The sequence below is a fragment of the Neisseria leonii genome (genome assembly GCF_028776105.2).
Lineage (GTDB): Bacteria > Pseudomonadota > Gammaproteobacteria > Burkholderiales > Neisseriaceae > Neisseria > Neisseria leonii.
On sequence record NZ_CP145606.1, the window covers coordinates 549,476 to 570,047 of the forward strand.

At 59.0% G+C, this 20,572-nt stretch carries 19 protein-coding genes and 1 pseudogene; 6 read left to right on the forward strand and 14 right to left on the reverse strand.

Features of this window, described 5'->3' with window-relative positions; translation table 11 throughout:
* Window positions 1–49: 49 nt before the first annotated feature.
* Both ORY85_RS10620 and ORY85_RS02685 read right to left on the reverse strand, forming a co-directional pair.
* Window positions 50–1,018: pseudogene (locus tag ORY85_RS10620) on the reverse strand (ABC-F family ATP-binding cassette domain-containing protein); the annotation flags it as partial.
* Window positions 985–1,374 carry a MerR family DNA-binding protein gene (locus ORY85_RS02685; protein WP_274571433.1) on the reverse strand — a complete coding sequence of 130 codons (390 nt, stop codon included), beginning with the start codon at window positions 1,372–1,374 and terminating at the stop codon, window positions 985–987. The gene ORY85_RS02685 and the pseudogene ORY85_RS10620, both read right to left, overlap by 34 nt.
* A gap of 219 nt (window positions 1,375–1,593) precedes the next feature.
* Between ORY85_RS02685 and ORY85_RS02690 the strand changes: the two genes are divergently transcribed.
* Both ORY85_RS02690 and ORY85_RS02695 read left to right on the forward strand, forming a co-directional pair.
* Complete coding sequence (locus ORY85_RS02690) at window positions 1,594–2,619, forward strand: cation diffusion facilitator family transporter (RefSeq protein WP_274571434.1); 1,026 nt, start codon at window positions 1,594–1,596, stop codon at window positions 2,617–2,619.
* 232 nt (window positions 2,620–2,851) lie between these two features.
* The gene (locus tag ORY85_RS02695) at window positions 2,852–3,457 is read left to right on the forward strand and encodes a DUF4230 domain-containing protein (protein WP_274571435.1); all 606 of its coding nucleotides are present in this window, start codon (window positions 2,852–2,854) and stop codon (window positions 3,455–3,457) included.
* A gap of 70 nt (window positions 3,458–3,527) precedes the next feature.
* Here the strand turns inward: ORY85_RS02695 and ORY85_RS02700 are convergent, their stop codons facing one another.
* Together ORY85_RS02700 and ORY85_RS02705 are read right to left on the reverse strand one after the other, a co-directional pair.
* Window positions 3,528–4,268 (reverse strand): MarC family protein, encoded by a 741-nt coding sequence (locus tag ORY85_RS02700; RefSeq protein ID WP_274571436.1) that lies wholly within the window; start codon window positions 4,266–4,268, stop codon window positions 3,528–3,530.
* A 28-nt stretch (window positions 4,269–4,296) separates the two neighbouring features.
* Complete coding sequence (locus tag ORY85_RS02705) at window positions 4,297–4,818, reverse strand: hypothetical protein (protein WP_274571437.1); 522 nt, start codon at window positions 4,816–4,818, stop codon at window positions 4,297–4,299.
* A 164-nt stretch (window positions 4,819–4,982) separates the two neighbouring features.
* On the opposite strand from ORY85_RS02705, the gene recD reads away from it, so the two are divergent.
* Window positions 4,983–6,746: an exodeoxyribonuclease V subunit alpha gene (recD, locus tag ORY85_RS02710; RefSeq protein ID WP_274571438.1), complete on the forward strand. Its 1,764-nt coding sequence runs from the start codon at window positions 4,983–4,985 to the stop codon at window positions 6,744–6,746.
* On the opposite strand, the gene ORY85_RS02715 is transcribed toward recD, so the two are convergent.
* From ORY85_RS02715 to ORY85_RS02735, 5 genes are all read right to left on the reverse strand, one after another.
* On the reverse strand, window positions 6,691–6,885 hold the full coding sequence (locus ORY85_RS02715; RefSeq protein ID WP_274571439.1) for a hypothetical protein: 195 nt from the start codon (window positions 6,883–6,885) through the stop codon (window positions 6,691–6,693). The genes recD and ORY85_RS02715 overlap by 56 nt on opposite strands.
* 1 nt (window position 6,886) lies before the next feature.
* Window positions 6,887–8,893, reverse strand: coding sequence for a DNA helicase Rep (rep, locus tag ORY85_RS02720; RefSeq protein ID WP_274571440.1), 2,007 nt, complete (start codon window positions 8,891–8,893; stop codon window positions 6,887–6,889).
* Window positions 8,894–8,973: 80 nt separating this feature from the next.
* Window positions 8,974–9,282 carry a Grx4 family monothiol glutaredoxin gene (gene grxD / locus ORY85_RS02725; RefSeq protein ID WP_274571441.1) on the reverse strand — a complete coding sequence of 103 codons (309 nt, stop codon included), beginning with the start codon at window positions 9,280–9,282 and terminating at the stop codon, window positions 8,974–8,976.
* Between the two features lie 75 nt (window positions 9,283–9,357).
* Window positions 9,358–10,242, reverse strand: a complete 885-nt coding sequence (locus tag ORY85_RS02730) for a DMT family transporter (protein ID WP_274571442.1) — start codon at window positions 10,240–10,242, stop codon at window positions 9,358–9,360.
* A gap of 106 nt (window positions 10,243–10,348) precedes the next feature.
* Window positions 10,349–11,317: a class 1 fructose-bisphosphatase gene (locus ORY85_RS02735; RefSeq protein WP_274571443.1), complete on the reverse strand. Its 969-nt coding sequence runs from the start codon at window positions 11,315–11,317 to the stop codon at window positions 10,349–10,351.
* A 280-nt stretch (window positions 11,318–11,597) separates the two neighbouring features.
* Between ORY85_RS02735 and ORY85_RS02740 the strand changes: the two genes are divergently transcribed.
* The 3 genes from ORY85_RS02740 to ORY85_RS02750 all read left to right on the forward strand — a co-directional run bounded on the left by ORY85_RS02740 (window position 11,598) and on the right by ORY85_RS02750 (window position 15,601).
* The gene (locus tag ORY85_RS02740) at window positions 11,598–12,683 is read left to right on the forward strand and encodes a hypothetical protein (protein ID WP_274571444.1); all 1,086 of its coding nucleotides are present in this window, start codon (window positions 11,598–11,600) and stop codon (window positions 12,681–12,683) included.
* A complete protein-coding gene (locus tag ORY85_RS02745) occupies window positions 12,680–13,504 on the forward strand; it encodes an SDR family oxidoreductase (protein WP_274571445.1) in 825 nt (274 codons plus the stop codon). Before ORY85_RS02740 ends, ORY85_RS02745 begins: the two co-directional genes overlap by 4 nt.
* 96 nt (window positions 13,505–13,600) lie before the next feature.
* Complete coding sequence (locus tag ORY85_RS02750; RefSeq protein WP_274571446.1) at window positions 13,601–15,601, forward strand: site-specific recombinase; 2,001 nt, start codon at window positions 13,601–13,603, stop codon at window positions 15,599–15,601.
* 110 nt (window positions 15,602–15,711) lie between these two features.
* On the opposite strand, the gene truC is transcribed toward ORY85_RS02750, so the two are convergent.
* The 5 genes from truC to ORY85_RS02775 all read right to left on the reverse strand — a co-directional run bounded on the left by truC (window position 15,712) and on the right by ORY85_RS02775 (window position 20,402).
* On the reverse strand, window positions 15,712–16,440 hold the full coding sequence (gene truC, locus ORY85_RS02755; protein WP_274571447.1) for a tRNA pseudouridine(65) synthase TruC: 729 nt from the start codon (window positions 16,438–16,440) through the stop codon (window positions 15,712–15,714).
* Window positions 16,433–18,103 carry a DNA repair protein RecN gene (gene recN / locus ORY85_RS02760; RefSeq protein ID WP_274571448.1) on the reverse strand — a complete coding sequence of 557 codons (1,671 nt, stop codon included), beginning with the start codon at window positions 18,101–18,103 and terminating at the stop codon, window positions 16,433–16,435. Before recN ends, truC begins: the two co-directional genes overlap by 8 nt.
* A gap of 461 nt (window positions 18,104–18,564) precedes the next feature.
* On the reverse strand, window positions 18,565–19,437 hold the full coding sequence (xerD, locus tag ORY85_RS02765; protein ID WP_274571619.1) for a site-specific tyrosine recombinase XerD: 873 nt from the start codon (window positions 19,435–19,437) through the stop codon (window positions 18,565–18,567).
* Window positions 19,437–19,907, reverse strand: a complete 471-nt coding sequence (locus tag ORY85_RS02770; protein WP_274571449.1) for a methylated-DNA--[protein]-cysteine S-methyltransferase — start codon at window positions 19,905–19,907, stop codon at window positions 19,437–19,439. Before ORY85_RS02770 ends, xerD begins: the two co-directional genes overlap by 1 nt.
* Window positions 19,908–19,922: 15 nt before the next feature.
* A complete protein-coding gene (locus ORY85_RS02775; RefSeq protein WP_274571450.1) occupies window positions 19,923–20,402 on the reverse strand; it encodes a DUF456 domain-containing protein in 480 nt (159 codons plus the stop codon).
* Between the last annotated feature and the right edge of the window lie 170 nt (window positions 20,403–20,572).

A 20,572-nucleotide genomic window follows, 5' to 3' on the forward strand; every position in this document is an offset into this window, starting at 1 on the left:
GCCGCTCGCGCCGTGCCGCGCGCTGGCGGCGCAATTCTTCCAGACGGCGCACGCGGCCTTCGTTGCGCGTGCGGCGGGCTTCGATGCCTTTGCGTATCCAGGCTTCTTCTTGGGCGTGGAATTTGTCGAACAGTCGGTTGTGCTCGGCTTCTACCGCCAACTCTTCGGCTTTTTTTGCGCTGTATTGGGAAAAACTGCCGGGATAGGAACGCAGCACCCCGCGGTCGAGCTCGACAATGCGGTCGGCCACATTGTCGAGAAAGCGGCGGTCGTGCGTGATGACGATGATGCTGCCGTTGAACTGGCGCAGCAGGTTTTCCAGCCACAGAATCGCATCGATGTCCAAATGGTTGGTCGGCTCGTCCAAGAGCAGAATATCGGGTTTCTGCACCCATGCCTGGGCCAGTGCCACCCGTTTTTTCTGGCCGCCGGACAGGCTGCCTACCGCTGCGTCGGCCGGCAGCCCCAATTCGCTGATGGTCTGGCTGATGGCGGCATCGAACTGCCAGCCGTTTTGCGTTTCGATTTCGCTTTGCAGCTCGTTCAGGGTTTTGAGCAGGGCTTCGTCTTGGCCGTGTTCGAGCAGGCGGGCGGTGTCGTGATAACGGCGCAGCAGGCCGCGCAGGCTGCCCAAGCCTTCGGCCACCGCATCGAATACCCGCTGTTCGGGATCGAAAGACGGCTCTTGCGGCACATACACACTTTTCAGGCCGTTTTGCAGAATCAGCTGGCCGTCGTCGGCTTTCTGCACACCTGCCAAAATTTTCAGCAGGGAAGATTTGCCCGCGCCGTTGCGGCCGATCAGGCCGACTTTTTCGCCGCTGTCCAGCTTGAACGAGGCTTGGTCGAGCAGGGCGACATGGCCGACGGCGAAAGAAAGGTTTTCTGCTTGCAGGATATTCATGATGGCGGGCGGCTTAAAAGGGCGTATTCTAATGGAAGAGGCCGTCTGAACAAAGCGTTTCAGACGGCCTTGCCGCAGATTCAGGCCTGTTCCAGGCCGCGCACGATACCGCATTCGCCGCTGCCGCCGCCCGCGCAGGCATCGTGCCAGTTTTGCAGGGTGGCAAGCATGGTTTGCAGGGAGGCGATTTTGCCGGTGATTTCGGCAATGTGTTGTGCGGTGAGGGCTTTGACTTCGCAGTCTGTACGGTGCGGGTCGGCCGACAGGCGCAGCAGTTCGGCGGTCTGCGCCAGTGAAAAACCCACTTCGCGCGCGTGGGCGATAAAGCGCAGACGGTCCAAATCGGCGGCGGTGTAACGGCGGTAGCCCGATTCGCTGCGCGGGGCGGGCGGCAGCAGGCCGCTTTTTTCGTAATCGCGTATCTGTTTGGCGGATAAACCGGCCGCTTTGGCCGCCTGGCTGATGTTCATATCGTCTTGACCTTAACTCAGGGTAAAAGTTTATAATGCCACCGCTTCGGCCGTCAAAGCAAGATCCTGCGTGCTTTTCCGCCGTTTCCGGCTTGTCAAAAAACCGTTTTGGCTTCGCAGAAACTGCGTTTTAGCTTCGCAGAAATGGTGCTACGCACTATTTTCAGACGGCCTGATGGTTTGAATATCCCCAACCCTTAATTGAGAAGAGAACCCGCTATGTCCCACAACCATGATCATGCGCATGATCACCATCACGCCCACACGACCAATAAAAAAGTCCTGCGTATCTCCCTGATTCTGATCGGCTCGTTTATGCTGGTGGAGGCCGTTGTCGGCTGGTGGAGCAACAGTCTCGCGCTGCTTTCCGATGCGGGGCATATGTTTTCCGATGCGGCGGCGATTGCCCTGTCGCTGGCGGCGTTCCGTTTCGGCGAGCGTCCGGCCGACCATAAATTGAGCTTCGGCTACCGCCGCTTTGAAATTGTGGCCGCCGCCATCAACGGCATCACGCTGCTGCTGATTGCATTGTGGATTGTGGTCGAAGCCGTCCGCCGCCTGTTTTCGCCGCCCGAAATCGCCGGCTGGCCGATGCTGTTTGTCGCCTCGCTGGGGCTGGCCGTCAATGTGTTTGTAGCCTGGTATATGCTGCGCAACTCCGATACCGAAGGCAATCTGAATATGCGTTCGGCTTATCTGCACGTGCTGGGCGACCTGCTCGGTTCGGTGGGGGCGATTTTGGCGGGTGTACTGGTGCTGGCCTTCGGCTGGACGTGGGCGGATCCGATTGTCAGCGTACTGATCGCGCTGCTGATTGCCAAGAGTGGCTGGGGCGTAACCAAAAACAGCCTGCATATTCTGATGGAAGGTACGCCTCAGGGGATGGATATGGCGGCGGTGGCGGAGGCTATCCGCGCGGTGCCGGGTGTACAGGGCGTGCATGACATTCATGCCTGGACGATTACCAGCCGCCAGCACGCGCTTTCCTGTCATGTGGTGGTGGACGGCAGCCTGAATATGGACGAAGCGCATCAGATTGCGCGCAACGTTGAAGCAGCGGTCAAACGCCACGGTATCGACCATGTAACGGTGCAGACCGAGCCGCCGCAGCACGGCCACGACGAACACGGCTGCCACGCGCCGCTGAATGTGGCCGAAGAGGCGCATGACCACGACCACAGCGGCCACGATCATGGCGAAGGCCATCAGCATTCGTCATCTTGCAGCGGCCGGCACAAACATTAAGACTGGTAGCAGAGGCCGTCTGAAAACCCTGTCAAACGGGTTTTCAGACGGCCTTTTGTCTTGAATACGGCCGCATCGGCCCGATGTGGGGCGGTAGGGAACCGAACGGCAGGTCCGCAGCGGCGGATTCTGACGGACCAACCGCCCCGGCATCGGGCAAATCGGGCAAAATGTTGCGGAACAGGTTTGCAGACATATACGCGCCGCGCCCAAGCACGGCAGAAAGGCAGCAATGAAAACGGTATGGATATTTTTGTCGGCACTGGTTTTGCTGGCGGCAGGTGCAGCAGGCGGAATCTGGTGGCAGCGGGGCGGGCAGACAGGAGCGGACGAAATACTGACGCGTCAGGCTGTGGTGCAGCGGGTGCAGGAATTGAACCGTTTGGAAAGCACCGCTTTTTATGTCGATACGATTATCCGCACCCGCAAAGAAGGCAGCTGGTACCGTTTGTGGCAGGACGCGCAAAGCGGGCTGTTTGTCGTGAAAGGGCGGGTGCTGGCAGGTGTGGATTTGGCCAAGCTCAATGAGCGCCATGTACAGCAGGCGGGCGGGCGCATGATTCTGACCATGCCGCCGGCGGAAATTCTCAGTGTGGATTTGAGCGATCTCGAAGTGTACGATCTGAAAACCGGTTCGCTGGGAATTCACCCGATCGATAAATCTGTTTTTACCGAAGTGCAGCAGAAAGCGCGCGCGCAAGTATTGGCCTCGGCCTGCGAAGGCGGGATTTTACAGCAGGCGCAGGCATCGGCAGAACGGCAGTTGCAGCAGCTGTTTACTTTGGCACAGGCACCGGTTTCGGTTTATCCGCCGGCCTTGCCCGAATGCAAAATTTAGCTTTTTGTCAAACAGATATATTTAGGCCGTCTGAACAGAACGTGTTTTCAGACGGCCTTTTCGATATGGGTCAGCGCAAAACGGGGAATGCGCCCTGCAAACCGGCAATCAGCATTTGCGCCCCGATCACGGCCAGAATCAAACCCATCATCCGGGTAACGACATTCATCACGTTTTTGCCCAGCAGGCGGGTAACGGCACTGCCGTAGAGAAACAGGACGTAGGTCATCAGGCACAGCACGGCAAAGGCTGCAACCGTAATCAGTTTGGAGCCGTAGGTTTCGCCGACCGACAGGTTCATCGCGGTGGCAATCGTGCCGGGGCCGGCCAGAAGCGGCATACCCAGCGGGGAAACGGCCACGCTCATGCGCTCTTCCAGCACTTGTTCGGGCGGCTCGTGTTCGTCGGGCTTGGGTTGGCGGTGCATGGGAGAACGATTGCCCTGTACCATGTGCAGGCCGATCATCAGTACCAGAATGCCGCCGGTTACGCGCAACGCGTAGAGCGTGATGCCGAACATTTCAAAAATCCACTGCCCCGACAGGGAAAACACCAGCACAATCAGAAAGGCAATCATCAGCCCTTTGCGCGCCACGGCTTTGGCGGTGGCCGGGCTGTCGTCCTCGGTCAGGCTCAGATAGACGGGCAGGCTGGAAATCGGGTTCATAATGGCGAAAAAAGCCATAAAGGCCAAGCCGAACTGGTGCAGGTAGTTCATGGTGTCGGACGGATGAAACGGAAAGGGCGACAGTATAAGCGAAAAATGGGGCAGATGTGCCGCCTGTACAAAAAAGGCCGTCTGAAACGGCATTCAGACGGCCTTGTGCGGAAACATGCAATCAGCGTTTGGCGGCGCGGTTCAGGCGCGCAGTAGCGGCAGTATCGACTGCACAGCCTTTGAGCAGAATGTCCTGAACGCCGGTGGGCACACCGTTTACAGTCAGCTCTTTGGCCTGGGTCAGCATATTGCCGTCCACGCGGGTTACATCGGCAGGCGTGGCTTTGTCGGTAATCCAGGTCAGGCCGTTGCCGTAGTAGCTGTTTTGCGATTCACCGTTCACATCGTTGAGCACGCGTGCCAGACCCGGTGTCAGTTCGCCGTTGACTTTGGCTTGGGCGACAATCAGGGTACCGTCTTTCACGCCGTACATCACGCTCATCGGCTGCACGCCTTGGGGCGTGGTGCAGCGGTAGGCCACTTCGATGCGGCTGTCGATGCTGTCCACAGCAGCCAATTGCGGCGCGCTGTTGGTGGTAGCGGCTTGGGCGCGGACATCTGTCTCGGCGGCTTGGGGCGCATTATTGGCGGCACAACCGGCCAAAGCCAGCATGGCGGAAGCGGAAATCAACAATTTTTTCATATTTGCTCCTGTGTCGTTGAATATCGGCCGGACGGCCGGAAAGGCTTCACATTCTAGCAACAAGTGCTGCCCTGCATTGTTCGGAAGGGTTAAGGTTTGGTGCAGGGCGAAAAATCATGTTAATGCCGCGTTATAATGGCGGCAGTTCGATACAGGAAAACAGCATGAGCAGCGGAGAATGGGCGGTACAGGCGGCACAGGCCGCAAATGATTTTCTCGCACGGCACGCGCCGCAGGCAGCGGAGATTTGCGCGCCGTTTGTCCGCCGTCTGTTTGTCGAATGGCAGAACGGGCACAGTTATCTCGATTTGACGGAAGCGGAACGGTTGCAGCTGGCCGCTGCGGTGCCTATTGTCGGTATGCGCGGCGACACGCCGTTGCAGTTGTGGGGACGGCGGCTGTTTTTGGGACGGGTGTGGCAGCTGGAACGCGATTTGGCATCGGAGCTGCTGCGCCTTTCTGCTGTGGTGTTGCCGCAGCCCGACGAAGCGGCGGCTGCGGCGCGTTTGGCCGCATGGTTTCCCGATGCGGGCAGCCGTGCGCAAAAAGAAGCGGCGGCTCTGGCATTATTACAGCCGCTGATGCTGATTACCGGCGGGCCGGGAACGGGGAAAACGACGACAGTGGCGAAACTGCTGGCCTTGTTGTGCGACGGCAGAGAAAAGCCGCCGCGCATTGCCTTGGCCGCGCCGACGGGCAAGGCCGCCGCGCATATGGCGCGCGCCCTGCATCAGGCGCTGGCGCGTTTTGAGCCGTCCGAAACGGTGCGCAGCCATCTGGCCGCTTTGTCGGGGCAGACGGTACACCGCCTACTCAAACTGCGTCCGCCGCAAATGCTGCCCGCATTTGACGGCAGCCGGCCGCTGCCGCTGGATATTCTGGTGGTGGACGAAGCCTCGATGCTGGATATGTCGTTACTGCTGTCGCTGCTGCGTGCCGTGCCGACAGGCTGCCGCGTGGTATTGCTGGGCGATGAAAACCAGCTGCCTTCGGTGGGCGCGGGTGCGGTATTGTCCGCGCTTTCGCAACCCACAGTGTTGGACGGCGAAACCGCCGCTGTGTGGCAGCGTTTGCTGCAAACCGCCCAACCGCCCGCTGTTCAGACGGCCGCTGAACCGCCGCCGCTGGCTTCGCAGATTATGCGGCTGACGGTCAGCCACCGTTTCGGCGACGACAGCGGCCTGGGCTGTCTGGCGCGTGCCGTGGCGGCAGGGGAGGCGGATTGTGCGTGGGCGCAGTTTGCCCGTTTCCCTCAGGAGTTGGCGGCAGGAGAGGCCGTCTTGGAAAGCCAGGTTCCTGCTTTTTATGCCGCGCAGACGGCCTATTGGCAGGCGGTGGACGGGGGTAGCGCAGAAGCCGCCTTCGCACATCAGGCCGATATGGTGATGCTGACGGCCAGACGGCAGGATGCGGCGGCGTTTAACGCGGCCTACCGGCGTTACCTGCAACAGGTGCGCGGTGTGGCGGCCGATCAGGTTTGGTTTGCGGGTCAGATGATTATGGTGGAAGAAAATCATTATCCGCTCGGAGTGTTTAACGGCGACATCGGCTTGGTGCTGCCCGACGCGCAGGGACAATTGGCGGCTTATTTCCCGTCGGCGCAGGGGCTGCGCACGCTCGCGCTCAGCCGTCTGCCTGCCTGCGGCGATGCGTTTGCGCTGACGGTGCATAAAAGTCAGGGTTCGGAATACCGCGAAGTGTGGCTGTATGCGCCCGATGCCGTTTCAGACGGCCTCACGCGCGCGCTGCTGTATACGGCGGTTACGCGTGCGCGCGAACGTTTCCGCTTTATCGGCGGCGAAAGCGTATTGCGTCGTGCCTGCCTGAACAATGAAACACGGCGTACCGCCTTGCGCGCGCTGTTGGCCAAACTCAGCGCAGAACAAAATACCACAGCGCGGCCAACCCCGCCGCCGCCAGCAGATTGACTGCACCGATGGTGCGCCAGCGGCGGTCGGCGGCAGCCACGCGGTGCCGGTTGCGCCGGATAAAGAAAAACGGACTCATCAGCATGGATACCGCGCACAGTAACACCAGCAGCGCATAGTAGATTTTTTCGTTTTCCATGTCAGCCCTCCGCCTGTTTTTTCGCCGCCAGCAGCGCGCGCATTTCGGACAGGCGGCTTTTGCCTTCTTCTTTGCTCACCACGGGTTCGCCGCCTTTGCGGCCGAGAATTTTCAAATCTTCCTGCGGCATTTCGTCGATAAAGCGGCTGGGTTCGGGAAACTGCCAGCTGCCCGCCCGTTTGCGCTTGATGCAGTGGGTCAGCGTGAGTTGGCGTTTGGCGCGGGTAATACCGACATACATCAGACGGCGTTCCTCTTCCAGATTGCCTGCTTCTACGCTGTCGGCATGCGGAAACAGACCTTCTTCGCAGCCGACCAGAAAGACAAACGGATATTCCAAACCTTTGGAAGCGTGCAGGGTGGACATTTTGACCGCATCGGTTTCTTCATCGTCCCGCCCTTCCAGCAGCGTCATCAAGGCCAATGTCTGTGCGGTTTCCAATAATGTTTTACCGTCTTCGCGGCTTTTGCGGCCGATCCAGTCGCACAAATCCTGCACGTTGCGCCATTTGATTTCGCCCGCTTTGCCTTCTTCGCTGTTCAGCAGGTGCGCTTCGTAGCCGATTTCGGCCAATAAATCCTGCATGATGCCGTCTGCCGCATCATGCGGGGCACGTTGGCGGCAGTGCTGCATCAGGTGCATAAACTGTATCAGGCTGTCGCGGCTTTTGCCGCCGATGTCTTCCAATGCCTTCATCGAACGGGCGGCCCCGAACAGAGAGCAGCCGCAGCGTTTGGCATAATCGTTGAGTTTGCCCAGCGTAGTATCACCGATGCCGCGCTTCGGTGTGGTAACAGCACGCAGAAAGGCGGGGTCGTCTTCGGGGTTGGCAATCAGGCGGATATAGGCCAGCACATCTTTGATTTCGGCTTTGTCGAAAAAACTCTGCCCGCCCGAAATGCGGTATGGTACACGCGCGGCACGCAGGGCTTCTTCAAAGGCGCGTGCCTGATGGTTGCCCCGATAAAGAATGGCGAAATCGGCATAGGCGGTTTTGTCGCCGCCCACCAGTTTCTGTTTCACAATCTGGCTGACGACCCATTCGGCTTCGTGCTGCTCGCTCTGGCAGGCCACAACTTTCACCGGCTCGCCTTGTCCCAGCTGCGACCACAGGGTTTTGGGAAACAGCTTGGGATTGTTCTGTATCACTTGGTTGGCGATTTTTAAAATCCGCGCGGTGGAGCGGTAGTTCTGTTCGAGCTTGATGATTTTGAGCTGGGGATAGTCGGTCTGCAAAAGCCGCAGGTTTTCCATATTCGCGCCGCGCCAGGCATAGATGGACTGGTCGTCGTCGCCCACGGCGGTAAACATACCTTCGGCACCGGTGAGCAGGCGCATCAGAGCGTATTGGCAGGTGTTGGTATCCTGACACTCATCTACCAGAAGATAGCGCAGGCGCAATTGCCATTTGTGGCGCAAGGTGCTGTGATCGCGCAAAAGCAGGGTGGGCAGACGGATTAAGTCGTCGAAATCCACCGCCTGATAATGCTGCAATGTGGTTTGGTAGGCGGCGTAGGCCAGGGCAGTCTGCCGCTCCCAGTCGTTTTGTGCTTCGGATAGGGCCTGCTCGGGCGTTTTGAGGTCGTTTTTCCACAGCGAGATTTGGTGCTGGGCGTGGAAAATCTGCTCGCGCCCGGCGGTTTGGACGATTTCGCCGATGATTTTGGCACTGTCGGCCGCATCGAGAATGGAAAAGTTTTTTTTCAGCCCGGCATATTCGGCATCTTCGCGCAGCATTTTCATGCCCAGCGAATGAAAGGTGCAGACGGTGAGGCCGCGTGTCTGCTTTTTGTTCAGCATCCGGCCGATGCGTTCCTGCATTTCTTTGGCCGCTTTGTTGGTGAACGTGATGGCGGCGACGGTGTGCGGCAGGTAGCCCGCCTGTGTAATCATATAGGCGATTTTTTCGGTGATGACGCGGGTTTTGCCGCTGCCCGCACCGGCCAGAACGAAAAGCGGCCCGCCCAAATAGTGGACGGCCTGCTGCTGTTGGGGATTGAGTTTCATAAGTCGGAAAAAGGCCGTCTGAAAACAGGATGGAATGATACGGTTTTCAGACGGCCTGTGCAGGAACGGTGTGGCGGGAATCAGGCGTTGAGCAGGGTTTGCAGCTCGCCCGCTTCGTACATTTCCATCATGATGTCGGAACCGCCGACAAATTCGCCGTTGACATAAAGTTGCGGAATGGTCGGCCAGTCGGAATATTCTTTGATGCCTTGGCGCACTTCGTCGTGTTCCAAAACATTGACGGTCACAAAATCTTCGCAACCGGCCGCTTTTAAAAGCTGTACCGCGCGGGAAGAAAAGCCGCATTGCGGAAACTGTTTGTCGCCTTTCATAAACAGCACGACGCGGTGGGCGGTAACGACTTCTTTAATCTGTTCTTGAATGCTCATGGTGTTCTTTCTGGTTTGCGGTAAAGAAATAAGCGGGCGTTATTATGGCACGCCCCACCGGCAGCGGCAATGTGTTTACGGTGCTGTCCGGCTGCTGAGCAGGATGCCGGCGAAAATGGCACCGATGCCGAGCAAATGGTAGGCATACAGGGTTTCACCCAGCAGGCCGACAGCCATCAGCGTGCCGAATACCGGCATCAGATGAATGCTCAAACCGGCGCGCACGGGGCCGAAGTGGGCGATGGCCGCGTTGTAGCACAAATAGGCCACTACCGAGGGCAGCAGCCCGACATAGGCCAGCGCGAGCAGCGCATCGGGCGAGGGCTGAGGCAGGCCGTATCGGGCGGTTTCCCACAGCCAGAACGGCAGCAGTACGGCAAGGGCGATGACAATCTGCACGGCAGTCAGGCCGGTGCGGTTGACGGCGGGGTCGATGCGCTTCATCCACAGGGTATAGAGTGCCCAGCAGACGACGGCGGCCAGCACCCACAAATCGCCGGGGTTGAATTGCAGGCGCACCAGATTCTGCCAGTCGGCACGCAGGATAATCAGTGCCACGCCGGTCAGCGAAACGGCCAAACCGGCAATTCGGCGGCCGTGCAGCGGCTGGCGGTAAAACAGCGCACCGAACAGCAGAATCAGTACGGGAATGCAGGAGTTGAGCAGAATGGCATTGGTGCCGGTGGTGCTGTGCAGGCCGGTGTAAACCAACGTGTTGAACGCTGCGCAGCCCGTTACGGCGGTGGCGGCAATCAGCGGCCACTGACTGCGGTAGTGCGGCAGGTCGCGGCGGATATGGGGCAGGGCGAAAGGCAGCAGTACCAACAGGGCGATGACCCAGCGGCCGAATGAAAGCGACAGCGGCAGAATATCGTCGCGCACGGCGCGTCCGACCAGCATATTGCCCGCCCACAGCAGGGGCGGGGTTACCAGGAAAAAATAAGGTTTGAAAACAGTCATGATGAGTGCAGTCGCGTTTGAGGCCGTCTGAAAACGGATGCGGGCGGTTTTAGGCAGTATCCGCTGCCCGTTTCCGCAGGCCGTATTTTCAGACGGCCTTTGCCGTTCAGCCGTGCAGACGGACGAGCTGATCCACTTCTTCGCGGCTGCCCAAAACCACGGGTACGCGCTGGTGCAGTTTTTCCGGTACGACATCGAGCATGGGCAGGCGCGTATCGCTGCACGCGCCGCCTGCCTGTTCGATTAACAGTGCCATCGGATTGGCTTCGTACATCAGGCGCAGTTTGCCCGGTTTGTCGGGATCGCGCGCGTCCTGCGGGTAAAGGAAAACGCCGCCGCGCATCAGAATGCGGTGCACTTCGGCCACCATGCTCGCCACCCAGCGCATATTGTAGTTTTTGCCCCGGCAGCCGGTGTCGCCGGCCAGCAGTTCGTCGATGTACTGGCGCACCGGCGCGAACCAGTGGCGGCGGTTGGACGCATTGACGGCAAATTCCTGTGTGTGCGGCGCAATCTGCGGCCGTTCGCGGGTGAGGACAAATTCACCGGTTTCGTCCAGCGTGAAAACGAACACGCCGTGTTTGACGGTCAGCACCAATTGGGTTTGCGGGCCGTACAGCACATAGCCCGATGCCAGCTGGCTGCGGCCGTTTTGCAGGAAGGCGGCGGTATTCAGGCGGCCTTCGGGTTGGGCGAGTATGGAGAAAATGGTACCCACGGAAATATTGACATCGATATTGGACGAACCGTCCAGCGGGTCGAACAAAACCAGATAGCCGCGGCCGCCACAGGCGACAAAATCATCTTCTTCCTCGCTGGCCAAGCCGCCGACAAAGGGATGGGATTTCAGTGCTGCAACCAGCATGTCGTTGGCGATGACATCCAGTTTTTTCTGTGCCTCGCCCTGAACATTGCCGCTGCCCGCTTCGCCCAATACACCGGCCAGCGCGCCCAGACGGACCTTGCCGCTGATGTCGCGGCAGGCGGAAACCAGGGAAAATAAAACGCTGCCCAAACTCTCCGGCAGGCGGTGCTCGGCCAGATGCTGCGGCAGGAAACGGGTAAAATTCGTCATGATTTCGCTTTCTCACAAAGGTGGGCACAGACCCGCCGATTGTAGTGGAAAAGCGGGGTAAAGTGAATGTGCGGCACAGGCCATCTGCCCGAATCCGATAGGGCCGGCACGGCTTGTCCGGCATGATGCTGTTCGCGTAGAATGAAGCGGCATCTCAAAAGGACGCATTCCGTTTCCGTATACGGTTTTGCACCATTTCAGACGGCCTACGGCCTTGTCCGCTGCGGCGGAGACGGAAAGTCCAAAAAAAACCATAACCGTCATACAAAGGAGCAACTTCATGTCCATTTTTACCCCGTTCGGCCATTTCGGCGGAACACGCGAGGCGGCCGCCCCCATGCAGCGCGTAGATAATGTCAAAGAAGCGGCCAAGGATTTCCGCCATACCATGCTGGGGCACCCCAAAGTTTTGTTTTATAAAAGCATAGAGCTTATCCGCATTCCGTATCCTTCCAAATACGCTTATCTGAATGCCTTCCGCCTGCCCGTGCCGTATATCCATATCTGCAACCGTCTGTTTGTGATCCAGTTCGACAGCAGCGAGGGCGTGAAAACACTGCTGGTCAGCCCGTCCGACTGGGAAAACCAGCGGGAAACGCCGTTTTTCGACCGCCTGCTCAAAAGTGGCGGCCCGTTGGCGGGAGCGGTGGAAAAGATGGTGGTTGATCCCAAAAATACGGTGCCTCAGGCACTGGCTGCCCTCGGCATCCGCCCCGAAGACATCGACTACATTACTTACGACCACCTGCATACGCAGAATCTGACCCGCTGGCTGGGCGGGGTATCGCCGCTGTTTCCGAACGCGAAACTGCTGGTGATGCGCAAAGAGTGGGAAAGTGCACGCGCCCTGCTGCCGTGGCAGAACCAGTGGTATTGTCCGGACGGCCTGGCCGGTATCGACGAAGCACGGGTCGAACTGATCGACGGCGATGTTTTTCTCGGCGACGGGTCGGTGGCACTGATGCAGACCAAAGGGCATACCGAAGGCAACCATTCCATTATCGCGCATACCGATCAGGGTCTGCTGGTTACCTCGGAAAACGGTGTCAGTCTGGACGCTTATTCGCCCGCGTATTCCAAAATTCCCGGGTTGGCCGCTTATGCCGCCGCCACGCAGGCAGAGGTAGTGCTGAACGGCAATACGCTGGAATTCGGTATCGACCAGTATATTTCGATGGTGCAGGAAAAAGCGGTGGCCGGCCCCTGTCCGGCAGATGAGCGTTTCTGCAATATGGCTCTGTCTTCCGAATCGGCAGGTTTTTATCTGTTTCCCGGCACCAGGCCGACGGCCGTGATGGGCGATCTGCATTTCGGCCGTTTCAGACGGCCTGAACGGGGCGGGCAGACAGCGGGGAGGGCGGTATGACGGCACAGGCGTTTTTGCAGCAGAGGGTGTTCATCGTAACCGGTGCGGCATCGGGCATCGGGCGGGCATTGAGCCGCCGCCTGCTGGACGCGGGGCATTGCGTGTGTGCCTGCGATATTGATGCAGAAACCTTGGCAGCCGTATATCCGGACAGTGCGCACTGCCTGGCCATACCGCTCGATGTGCGTATGTACAGCGCATGGCAGGCAGCCGTGGAGCAGGTAGTCGGCCGCTGGGGGCGGGTGGATGTTTTGTGCAATATTGCCGGTATTTTGCAGGACAACTGGGTGGTAGATGTACAGCCCGGGGAAATCGACCGCCATTTGGACATCAATACCAAAGGCGTGATGCTCGGTATGCACAGTGTTCTGCCGCACATGACGGCGCAGGGCGGCGGGCATATTGTCAATATGGCTTCGATGGCGGGCATCGCCGCCATTCCGGGGCTGGCACTGTACAGCGCGAGCAAGTTTGCCGTACGCGCCTATTCGCTGGCCGCAGCCGTCGAGCTGGCACCGAAGGGGATCGTGGTCAGCGTGGTGTGCCCCGATGCCGTGCAGACGCCGATGCTGGACAGGCAGAGGGGCCGTCTGCAAACCGCGCTGACTTTTTCGGGCGGCCGTATTCTGACGGCGGACGACATCGCCGAAGCACTGATGACGCGGGTGTTTCCCCATCGCCCCGTCGAGCTGGCACTGCCGTCCGCCCGGGGGTGGCTGGCCAAACTGTCCAACACATTTGTCGGACTGACGGCGTACCTGGTGCCGAAATTGCAGCAAAAGGGTCTGAGGCGGCAGCACACGCATCCGCATCAGGAATAAGGGGAAGCCGGGGCCGTTTTCAGACGGCCACCGTTTCACGGGTAGGAAAACAACTTGATGCTATAATGCCCCGTTTTCAGTATTTGACGGAACAGTATGCCCGCTCGTTTGACGGAAAAAAAGCTGCCTCAGTTTGTGGCGGAAAAAGTGGCGGCCAATCAGGCTTTTGAACTGCTGTACGGCGTGAGCGGCTGGCTGCGGCGGGGCGGCCGCAGGCACGCTTCCGCCCGTTTGGCGGCGGTAACGGCACTGCTGGCGGACGATCCGCAGCTGGCGCGCAAAACTGCCGTACTGCTGTGCCAATGGCTGTGCAGTGTGCGCCTGTATCCGCTCTTGATCAGCAGCGGTATTTTCTCGCGCAACGGTTTCGGCCGCGAAATGCGCGAGCGGCTTTATGAGCGCATCAATCCTTCGTTTAAGGATGTCAAAGACCTGCGCGGTGTCTTCGCGCTGATTTTCCACCGCCCCGACGATACGGTCTGGCTCGATGCTATCGCCCTGCGCGACTGGCTTGCGCTGCTGGATCTGCTGCGCTGCCATCTGACCGAACACGAGCGAAATACGGCGGCCAATTATGTGCGGCTGGAAGGGCTGTATGCGGTGGAAATGTTGTCGATTTGGGTGGCGGCCGAAGAATTGGATCCCGATTTGATCCGTTTGGACAACAGCCTGCTGGACGTGGATTCGCCGTTTGTCGCACTCAAACGCGAAGTGGTGTATTGGGTGGAGGCACTGCGGCGGAGCGAAGTATATGATGTGGCGCATCTGAATGTGATGCTCGATCAGTGCCGCACGCAGGTGGAGCGTCTGCGCCGTCGCGGGACGGGAGCGGGGACGGGGTCGTCGCTCAATGTCGCCCACCTTTTGGAGCGGCTTGATCAGACGCTGGCGCGGCTGACGATGCTGATGGCGGTTTTCGGCAAAAAACAACTGCCCCCGCGCCGCATACTGCTGCTGACTACTGTGCTGGCACGTGCTACGGCCGAGCAGAACAGCATTTCGCGCCTGTGGGCGGGCAGCGTGCGTATGCTCTCGCGATCGATTACCCACAATACGGGCGATCACGGCGAGCATTACATCACGCGCAATCAGAAAGAATACCTGAGCATGCTGTATTCGGCGGCAGGCGGCGGGGTATTGATTGCGCTGATGTCGCTCAACAAAATTTATCTGGGCGGCATTATCGACAACCGCTTCTGGCTGGGTATGGCCGAAGGCTTGAACTACGGCTTGGGCTTCGCGCTGATTTTTATGCTCGGTTTCACGGTGGCCACCAAGCAGCCCGCGATGACGGCTGCCCATTTCGCTGCTGTGGTCGAGAGCAAAGACCAGAGCAGGGGGGTGGATATGAAACTGGCGCAGCTTCTGGTGGACGTATTGCGTTCTCAGAGTGTGGCAGTATTCGGCAATGTTTTTGTGGCGGTCAGTGTGGCCGCGCTGATTGCCGCCGGTTTTGCCTACCGTACCGGTATGCCGCTGCTGGATACGGCCGAAGTGGCATACCAGCTCAAAGCGGTCGATATTTTCCAGCCGACTTTGTGGTATGCCGCCATTGCCGGCGTATGGCTGTTCTGTTCCGGTATTATTTCCGGCTTTTTCGACAACCGCTGCGACTATCTCAATCTGAGAATGCGGCTGCGCGAGCACCCGCTGCTCAAACTGCTGCTGCCTGCCGGTTGGCGCGCCAAATTTGCCGATTATGCGCATGAAAACTACGGTTCGATTATGGGGAATATCGGCTTCGGTATGCTGCTGGGGCTGACCGGTGCCGTCGGCCACGCCACCGGCCTGCCGCTGGACATCCGCCATGTGGCTTTTTCTTCGGCCAACGTGGGTTATGCCGCTGTCAGCGGCAGCCTGCCGTGGTATATTTTTCTGCAAAGTCTGCTGTTTGTTTTGGCCATCGGCGCGGTCAATCTGTGGGTCAGTTTTTCGATTACGCTGTGGGTGGCACTGCGTTCGCGCGAAACCAAAATGATCAGTTGGTGGCGCGTTTTGCGCAATGTCGGCCAGATTGCCCGCCAGCGGCCGCTCAGCCTGTTTCTGCCCTTGCAGTTGGAAGAAGAAAAAGGCGCGGCGAAAAAAACGGAAGATTGATTAAGAAAGGTAAATTTGATTTTTCGTTAAATGATTGAAGCATGTCCTATCAGGCCGTCTGAAAACGCCGTGTCCGTTTTCAGACGGCCTCTGTATGTGGGAGGCGGGATTCAGCCGTCGGCCGGCCAGCCGAACGACTGCATCAGATCCCGCCAGGCGTTATCGGGCGGGGCGGTGATGGTGCAGGGGCAGCCGTTGTCCGGCCGGTTGAATTGCAGGCTGCGGGCGTGCAGCATCAGGCGGCGGATACCGGTATGGCAGACAACGGCATGGTTTTGGCGCAAATCGCCGTAATTGGTGTCGCCGACAATGGGGTGGAAAATATGTTTGAGGTGGCGGCGCAACTGATGTTTGCGGCCGGTATGCGGTGTCAGTTCCAGCCAGGCATAGCGCGAAGTGGGATAACGCAGGGCGGATTGGAACGGCTGTTCAGTACGGGCAAGCACACGCCAGTCGGTTACGGCGGTTTGCGGGATTTTGTCCGGCGCGGCATGAATATCGGCGATTTTGTCCAAAATGACGGTGAGCGGATAATCGATGCGGCCGCTGTCTTCGCGCGGCCAGCCGCGAACCACCGCCCAATAGCGTTTGACGGTTTCGTGCCGCTCGAATTGCAGGCTCAAATACCGTGCGGCGGAGCTGTTTAGGGCGAACAGCAGAACGCCGGAAGTGGGGCGGTCGAGGCGGTGGACGGGAAAAACGTGCTGCCCGATTTGATCGCGCAGGGTCTGCATGACAAAAACGCTTTCGCCGCTGCTGATCCAACTGCGGTGCACCAGCATACCGGCGGGTTTATTGACGGCGATGCAGTCATCGTCGCGGTACAGAATATCAAGCATGGCCGCTTCCGGCATGATCCAGCAGCTCTGCCGCATGATGGCGCGACAATTCCGTGATGACTTCGCCGCCGAGCATACGGGCGATTTCTTCGACGCGCTCACCGCGGTTCAGGGTGCGGATTCGGCTGACGGTTTGGCCGTCCTGTACCGCTTTGCTGACCTGCCAGTGGTTTTCGCCGCAGGCGGCCACTTGCGGCAGATGGGTAACCGCCAACACCTGATGGCGGCTGCCCAAAGCACGCAGGGCTTTGCCCACTATTTCGGCGACACCGCCGCCGATGCCGGTATCCACTTCGTCGAAAATCAGAGTCGGCACACGGGTATATTGGCTGGCGACCACCTGCAAGGCCAGACTGATGCGCGCCAACTCGCCGCCGGAAGCGACCTTGTTCAGCGGGCGCAGCGGCGAACCGGGGTTGGCGGCCACTCGGTATTGAACCTGTTCCAATCCGGCAGCGGACGGCTCGACAGGCAGCAGCGCGATTTCAAACTGTGCGCCGTTCATGGCCAGATGCTGCATTTGGGCGGCGGTTTCGCGGCCGAGACGTTCGGCCGCATCGCGGCGCAGGCGGGAAAGGGCTTCGGCCTGTGCTGTATATTCGGTACGGCATTGGGCGGCGCGGGCGGCCAAAGCTTCCGTATCGGCACCGGCTTCCAGCAGGGCGAGGGCATCGGCAATTTCCTGCTGTTTGGCAGGCAGGTTTTCCGGCTGAACCCGATATTTGCGCGCCACCGCCATCAGCTCGGACAAGCGCGCTTCCTGAGCGGCCAATTCGGCGGGGTCAAGGTCGGTATTGCCCGATACGGCGCGCATATTGGCGGCGGCTTCGCCCAATTCCGCTTCGACGGCCGAGAGCAGATTCAGGCTTTCTTCAAAGCGCGGCTCGATATGGCTCAAAGCCTGTAAGGATTTTTGGCAGCGGTAAACCATATCCTGCAAACCGTTGTCGCCGTTAATCAGATTTTCAACGGCTTCTGCCGTCTGAATCAGATCGGCGGCGTGCGCCAGCGTATCGTGGCGGCTGCCGAGCTCTTCCCATTCTCCCGCTTGAAGATTGAGTGATGACAGTTCGTCTGCCTGCCATTGCAGCCGTTCGCGTTCGACTTCCACACTCTCCTGCCGCGACTGTGCGTCGGCCAAGGCTTTTTCGGCCTGCTTCCAGTGATGATAGGCGGTTTTGACCGTTTCGGCCTGCGTTTCAGCACCGGCAAACGCATCGAGCAGGGTGCGTTGGGTGTGTTCCTGATTGAGGGACTGATGGGCGTTTTGACCGTGAATATCGATCAGGCGGCTGCCGATGCTTTTGAGCTGGGCGAGTGTCGCCGCCTGATGGTTGATAAAACTGCGGCTTTTGCCTTTGGCATCAATCAGGCGGCGGATCGATAATTCTTCCGCCCCTTCCTCCAACAGCCCGGCAGCGTACAGCTCCTGCTGTAAATCGGGCAGGCCGCTGATGTCGAATACGGCGGAGAGACGCGCTTCCGCCGCGCCGCTGCGGACTTGGCCGAAATCGGCCTTATCGCCCAGCAGCAGGCCGATGGCATCGAGCGTAATCGATTTGCCCGCACCGGTTTCGCCGGTCAGTACGGTAAAGCCGCTGTCGAAATCCAGATCAAGTTGATCGACGATAACGAAATCGCGTAGGGAAAGGGCTTGCAGCATGATGCTCCTTTGAAATTCCTGCGGAAGTGAGATTTTTCGAATTATAGCTAAGTTTTTTTTAAGTTGTGAAGAGATTTTCCTTAGTCTCTCTCACCAAGGCCGTCTGAAAACCGTTTCAGACGGCCTTTGCGGTGTTTTTTGTGCAGTACGGCAGACTTCAAACACTGCGCGGGCATTTCAATCGCATCAAGCCGGTCGCAATGGCAGGTTTCGGATTCAACTTTGGCTTTTCGTAGGTTGGATACCCGTATCCGACAAACTTATTTGCCATAGTTTTGCCCGCACCCAATCCGTTATGCCGCTCCGCCATTATGGTGTCGGATTCGAGAATCCGACCTACGGCGGCTTGGACAGGAAGTTGTTCGTTTTTCCAAGGGGATTGCAGCAGTGTGAAATCGAAATCGGAAACCGGATTCAGACGGCCTGAAAACAGTATGGTTCATGCAAAGAGCACCGTGCATCTAGCCGCGCGGGTGGTGTTCGGCGACGATGTGTTTGAGCCGTTCGTTGGCGACATGGGTATAGATTTGGGTGGTACCGATATCGGCATGGCCGAGCAGCATCTGCACCACGCGCAGGTCGGCACCGTTATTGACCAGATGGGTGGCAAACGCATGGCGCAGCCCGTGCGGACTCAGGCGGGCGATACCGGCGGCGGCGGCGTATTTTTCCACAATCAGCCACGCAAGCTGGCGGCTGACGGCACATTTTTTCTGGCTGACAAACACCGCATCGCAGCGGCTGCCTTTGAGCAGGGCGGGGCGCGCTTCGTTCAGGTAGCGGGTCAGCCAGTAAACGGCTTCCGCCCCCATCGGCACCAGCCGCTGTTTATTGCCTTTGCCGACGGTATTGACCAAACCTTTTTCCAGATTGATTTCGTTCAGAGAAAGTTTGACGGCTTCGCTGACACGCAGCCCGGTGGCGTACATGACTTCGAGCAGGGCTTTGTCGCGCAGGCCGTGCGCCGTTGCCGTATCGGGGGCATTGAGCAGGGTGTCGATTTGGCTTTCGCTGATGATGTCCGGCAGTTTGTCATGGTGTTTGGGCGCGCGCAGACGGGCGGTGGGCGGCTTGTCGCAGCGGCCGGTGTCGGCCAGCCAGCGGTAGAGCCGCTTGCAGGCGGATAAGGCGCGTGCCTGCGAGCGCGGCGACTCTTCTGCATGATAAACCGCAGCGGCCAAAGCGGTTTCGTCGGCACTCAGCCAATCGAAACCGTTTGCGGCCAGACGGCGCGCCACTTTTTCCAAATCGCGCCGGTAGCCGTTCAACGTATTTTCACTTAATCGCTCCTGCAACCAGAGATGTTCGAGCAGGCGTTCGATCAGCGTATTCATCATTCGTCCGCCAAGATGATACCCTCATGCCTCAGCAGCCAGCGTTTGACGGCCAATGCCCGGCTGCCGCCGCTGGAAAAACCGCCCAAGCCGTTTTTCGCGATCACACGGTGGCACGGCACCACCAGCGCCAGCGGATTTTTGCCGCAGGCCGCCCCCACCGCGCGCGGGTGGCTGCCGATTTCGCAAGCGATGTCCTGATAAGTTCGGACACTGCCGTAGGGAATGGCGGCAATGGCCTGCCACACACGGCGCTGAAACGGCGTGCCGTCCGAAGAAGGCGGGCAGTCGAAAGATTTCAGACGGCCTGAAAAATAACCGTCCAGCCTCTGCCGCCAGCATTCGGGCAAAGGATAGGGTGCATCGGCCTCATGACCGTGCAGATCCAGCGCAGTCAGCAAACCGCTGCGGTCGAACGTCAGGGTCATAGGGCCGAACGGGGCGGCATAAAGGGCGGGGTAAAACATCATCAAGGCCGTCTGAAATCAGAAAAACGCGCTGAACACCAGCGTCATCAAAATCGCAAAAGCACAGCCGACCTTGGCCGCCGTGCCGACAACAAAGCCGATAAACGTACCGATTCCGGCCTTGCCCGCCCGCAAAATATCGGGCTGCGACCACAACTGTCCGGCCGCCGCGCCGACAGGCGGCCCCAACAGCAGGCCGGGCAGGGCGAAAAACGCCCCGACAATCCCGCCGGCAAACGCGCCCCATACCGCCGCACGGCCTGCGCCGCTGAATTTTGCCCCCAGCATACCGGCCGCATAATCGGCCAGCATACCCAGCGCCGCCACCACAGCCAAAGCCATCACCGTATTGCCGCCGATGATCCGGTAATCGCCGCTGTAAGCCAGCAGCCACGCCCCCGCAAACATCAACCCCAACCCCGGCAAAGCCGGATAAACCGTCCCCAGCAATCCGGCCAGCAGAGCCATCAGGCCGAGAATAAACAGCAGTACCGTCATAGCACTTTCCCCCAAATCCGTCTCCCAAAAGACCGGCTGCCCGTCAGGCAGTCGCACCCGGCATTATAGCGGTTTTTACCGGCAGCCCTGAGTGTAAATTTTTGATAAAAACATTGATTTTTTGTTATGGGGGGTAAATTCTGAAAGCCTGAATTTTCATGATGTTGCAG

Coding starts and splice junctions, on each gene's coding strand:
- ORY85_RS02685 (WP_274571433.1), bottom strand. CDS start 1,374: ATGAACATCAGCCAGGCGGCCAAAGCGGCCGGTTTATCCGCCAAACAG.
- ORY85_RS02690 (WP_274571434.1), top strand. CDS start 1,594: ATGTCCCACAACCATGATCATGCGCATGATCACCATCACGCCCACACG.
- ORY85_RS02695 (WP_274571435.1), top strand. CDS start 2,852: ATGAAAACGGTATGGATATTTTTGTCGGCACTGGTTTTGCTGGCGGCA.
- ORY85_RS02700 (WP_274571436.1), bottom strand. CDS start 4,268: ATGCCGTTTCAGACGGCCTTTTTTGTACAGGCGGCACATCTGCCCCAT.
- ORY85_RS02705 (WP_274571437.1), bottom strand. CDS start 4,818: ATGAAAAAATTGTTGATTTCCGCTTCCGCCATGCTGGCTTTGGCCGGT.
- recD (WP_274571438.1), top strand. CDS start 4,983: ATGAGCAGCGGAGAATGGGCGGTACAGGCGGCACAGGCCGCAAATGAT.
- ORY85_RS02715 (WP_274571439.1), bottom strand. CDS start 6,885: ATGGAAAACGAAAAAATCTACTATGCGCTGCTGGTGTTACTGTGCGCG.
- rep (WP_274571440.1), bottom strand. CDS start 8,893: ATGAAACTCAATCCCCAACAGCAGCAGGCCGTCCACTATTTGGGCGGG.
- grxD (WP_274571441.1), bottom strand. CDS start 9,282: ATGAGCATTCAAGAACAGATTAAAGAAGTCGTTACCGCCCACCGCGTC.
- ORY85_RS02730 (WP_274571442.1), bottom strand. CDS start 10,242: ATGACTGTTTTCAAACCTTATTTTTTCCTGGTAACCCCGCCCCTGCTG.
- ORY85_RS02735 (WP_274571443.1), bottom strand. CDS start 11,317: ATGACGAATTTTACCCGTTTCCTGCCGCAGCATCTGGCCGAGCACCGC.
- ORY85_RS02740 (WP_274571444.1), top strand. CDS start 11,598: ATGTCCATTTTTACCCCGTTCGGCCATTTCGGCGGAACACGCGAGGCG.
- ORY85_RS02745 (WP_274571445.1), top strand. CDS start 12,680: ATGACGGCACAGGCGTTTTTGCAGCAGAGGGTGTTCATCGTAACCGGT.
- ORY85_RS02750 (WP_274571446.1), top strand. CDS start 13,601: ATGCCCGCTCGTTTGACGGAAAAAAAGCTGCCTCAGTTTGTGGCGGAA.
- truC (WP_274571447.1), bottom strand. CDS start 16,440: ATGCTTGATATTCTGTACCGCGACGATGACTGCATCGCCGTCAATAAA.
- recN (WP_274571448.1), bottom strand. CDS start 18,103: ATGCTGCAAGCCCTTTCCCTACGCGATTTCGTTATCGTCGATCAACTT.
- xerD (WP_274571619.1), bottom strand. CDS start 19,437: ATGAATACGCTGATCGAACGCCTGCTCGAACATCTCTGGTTGCAGGAG.
- ORY85_RS02770 (WP_274571449.1), bottom strand. CDS start 19,907: ATGATGTTTTACCCCGCCCTTTATGCCGCCCCGTTCGGCCCTATGACC.
- ORY85_RS02775 (WP_274571450.1), bottom strand. CDS start 20,402: ATGACGGTACTGCTGTTTATTCTCGGCCTGATGGCTCTGCTGGCCGGA.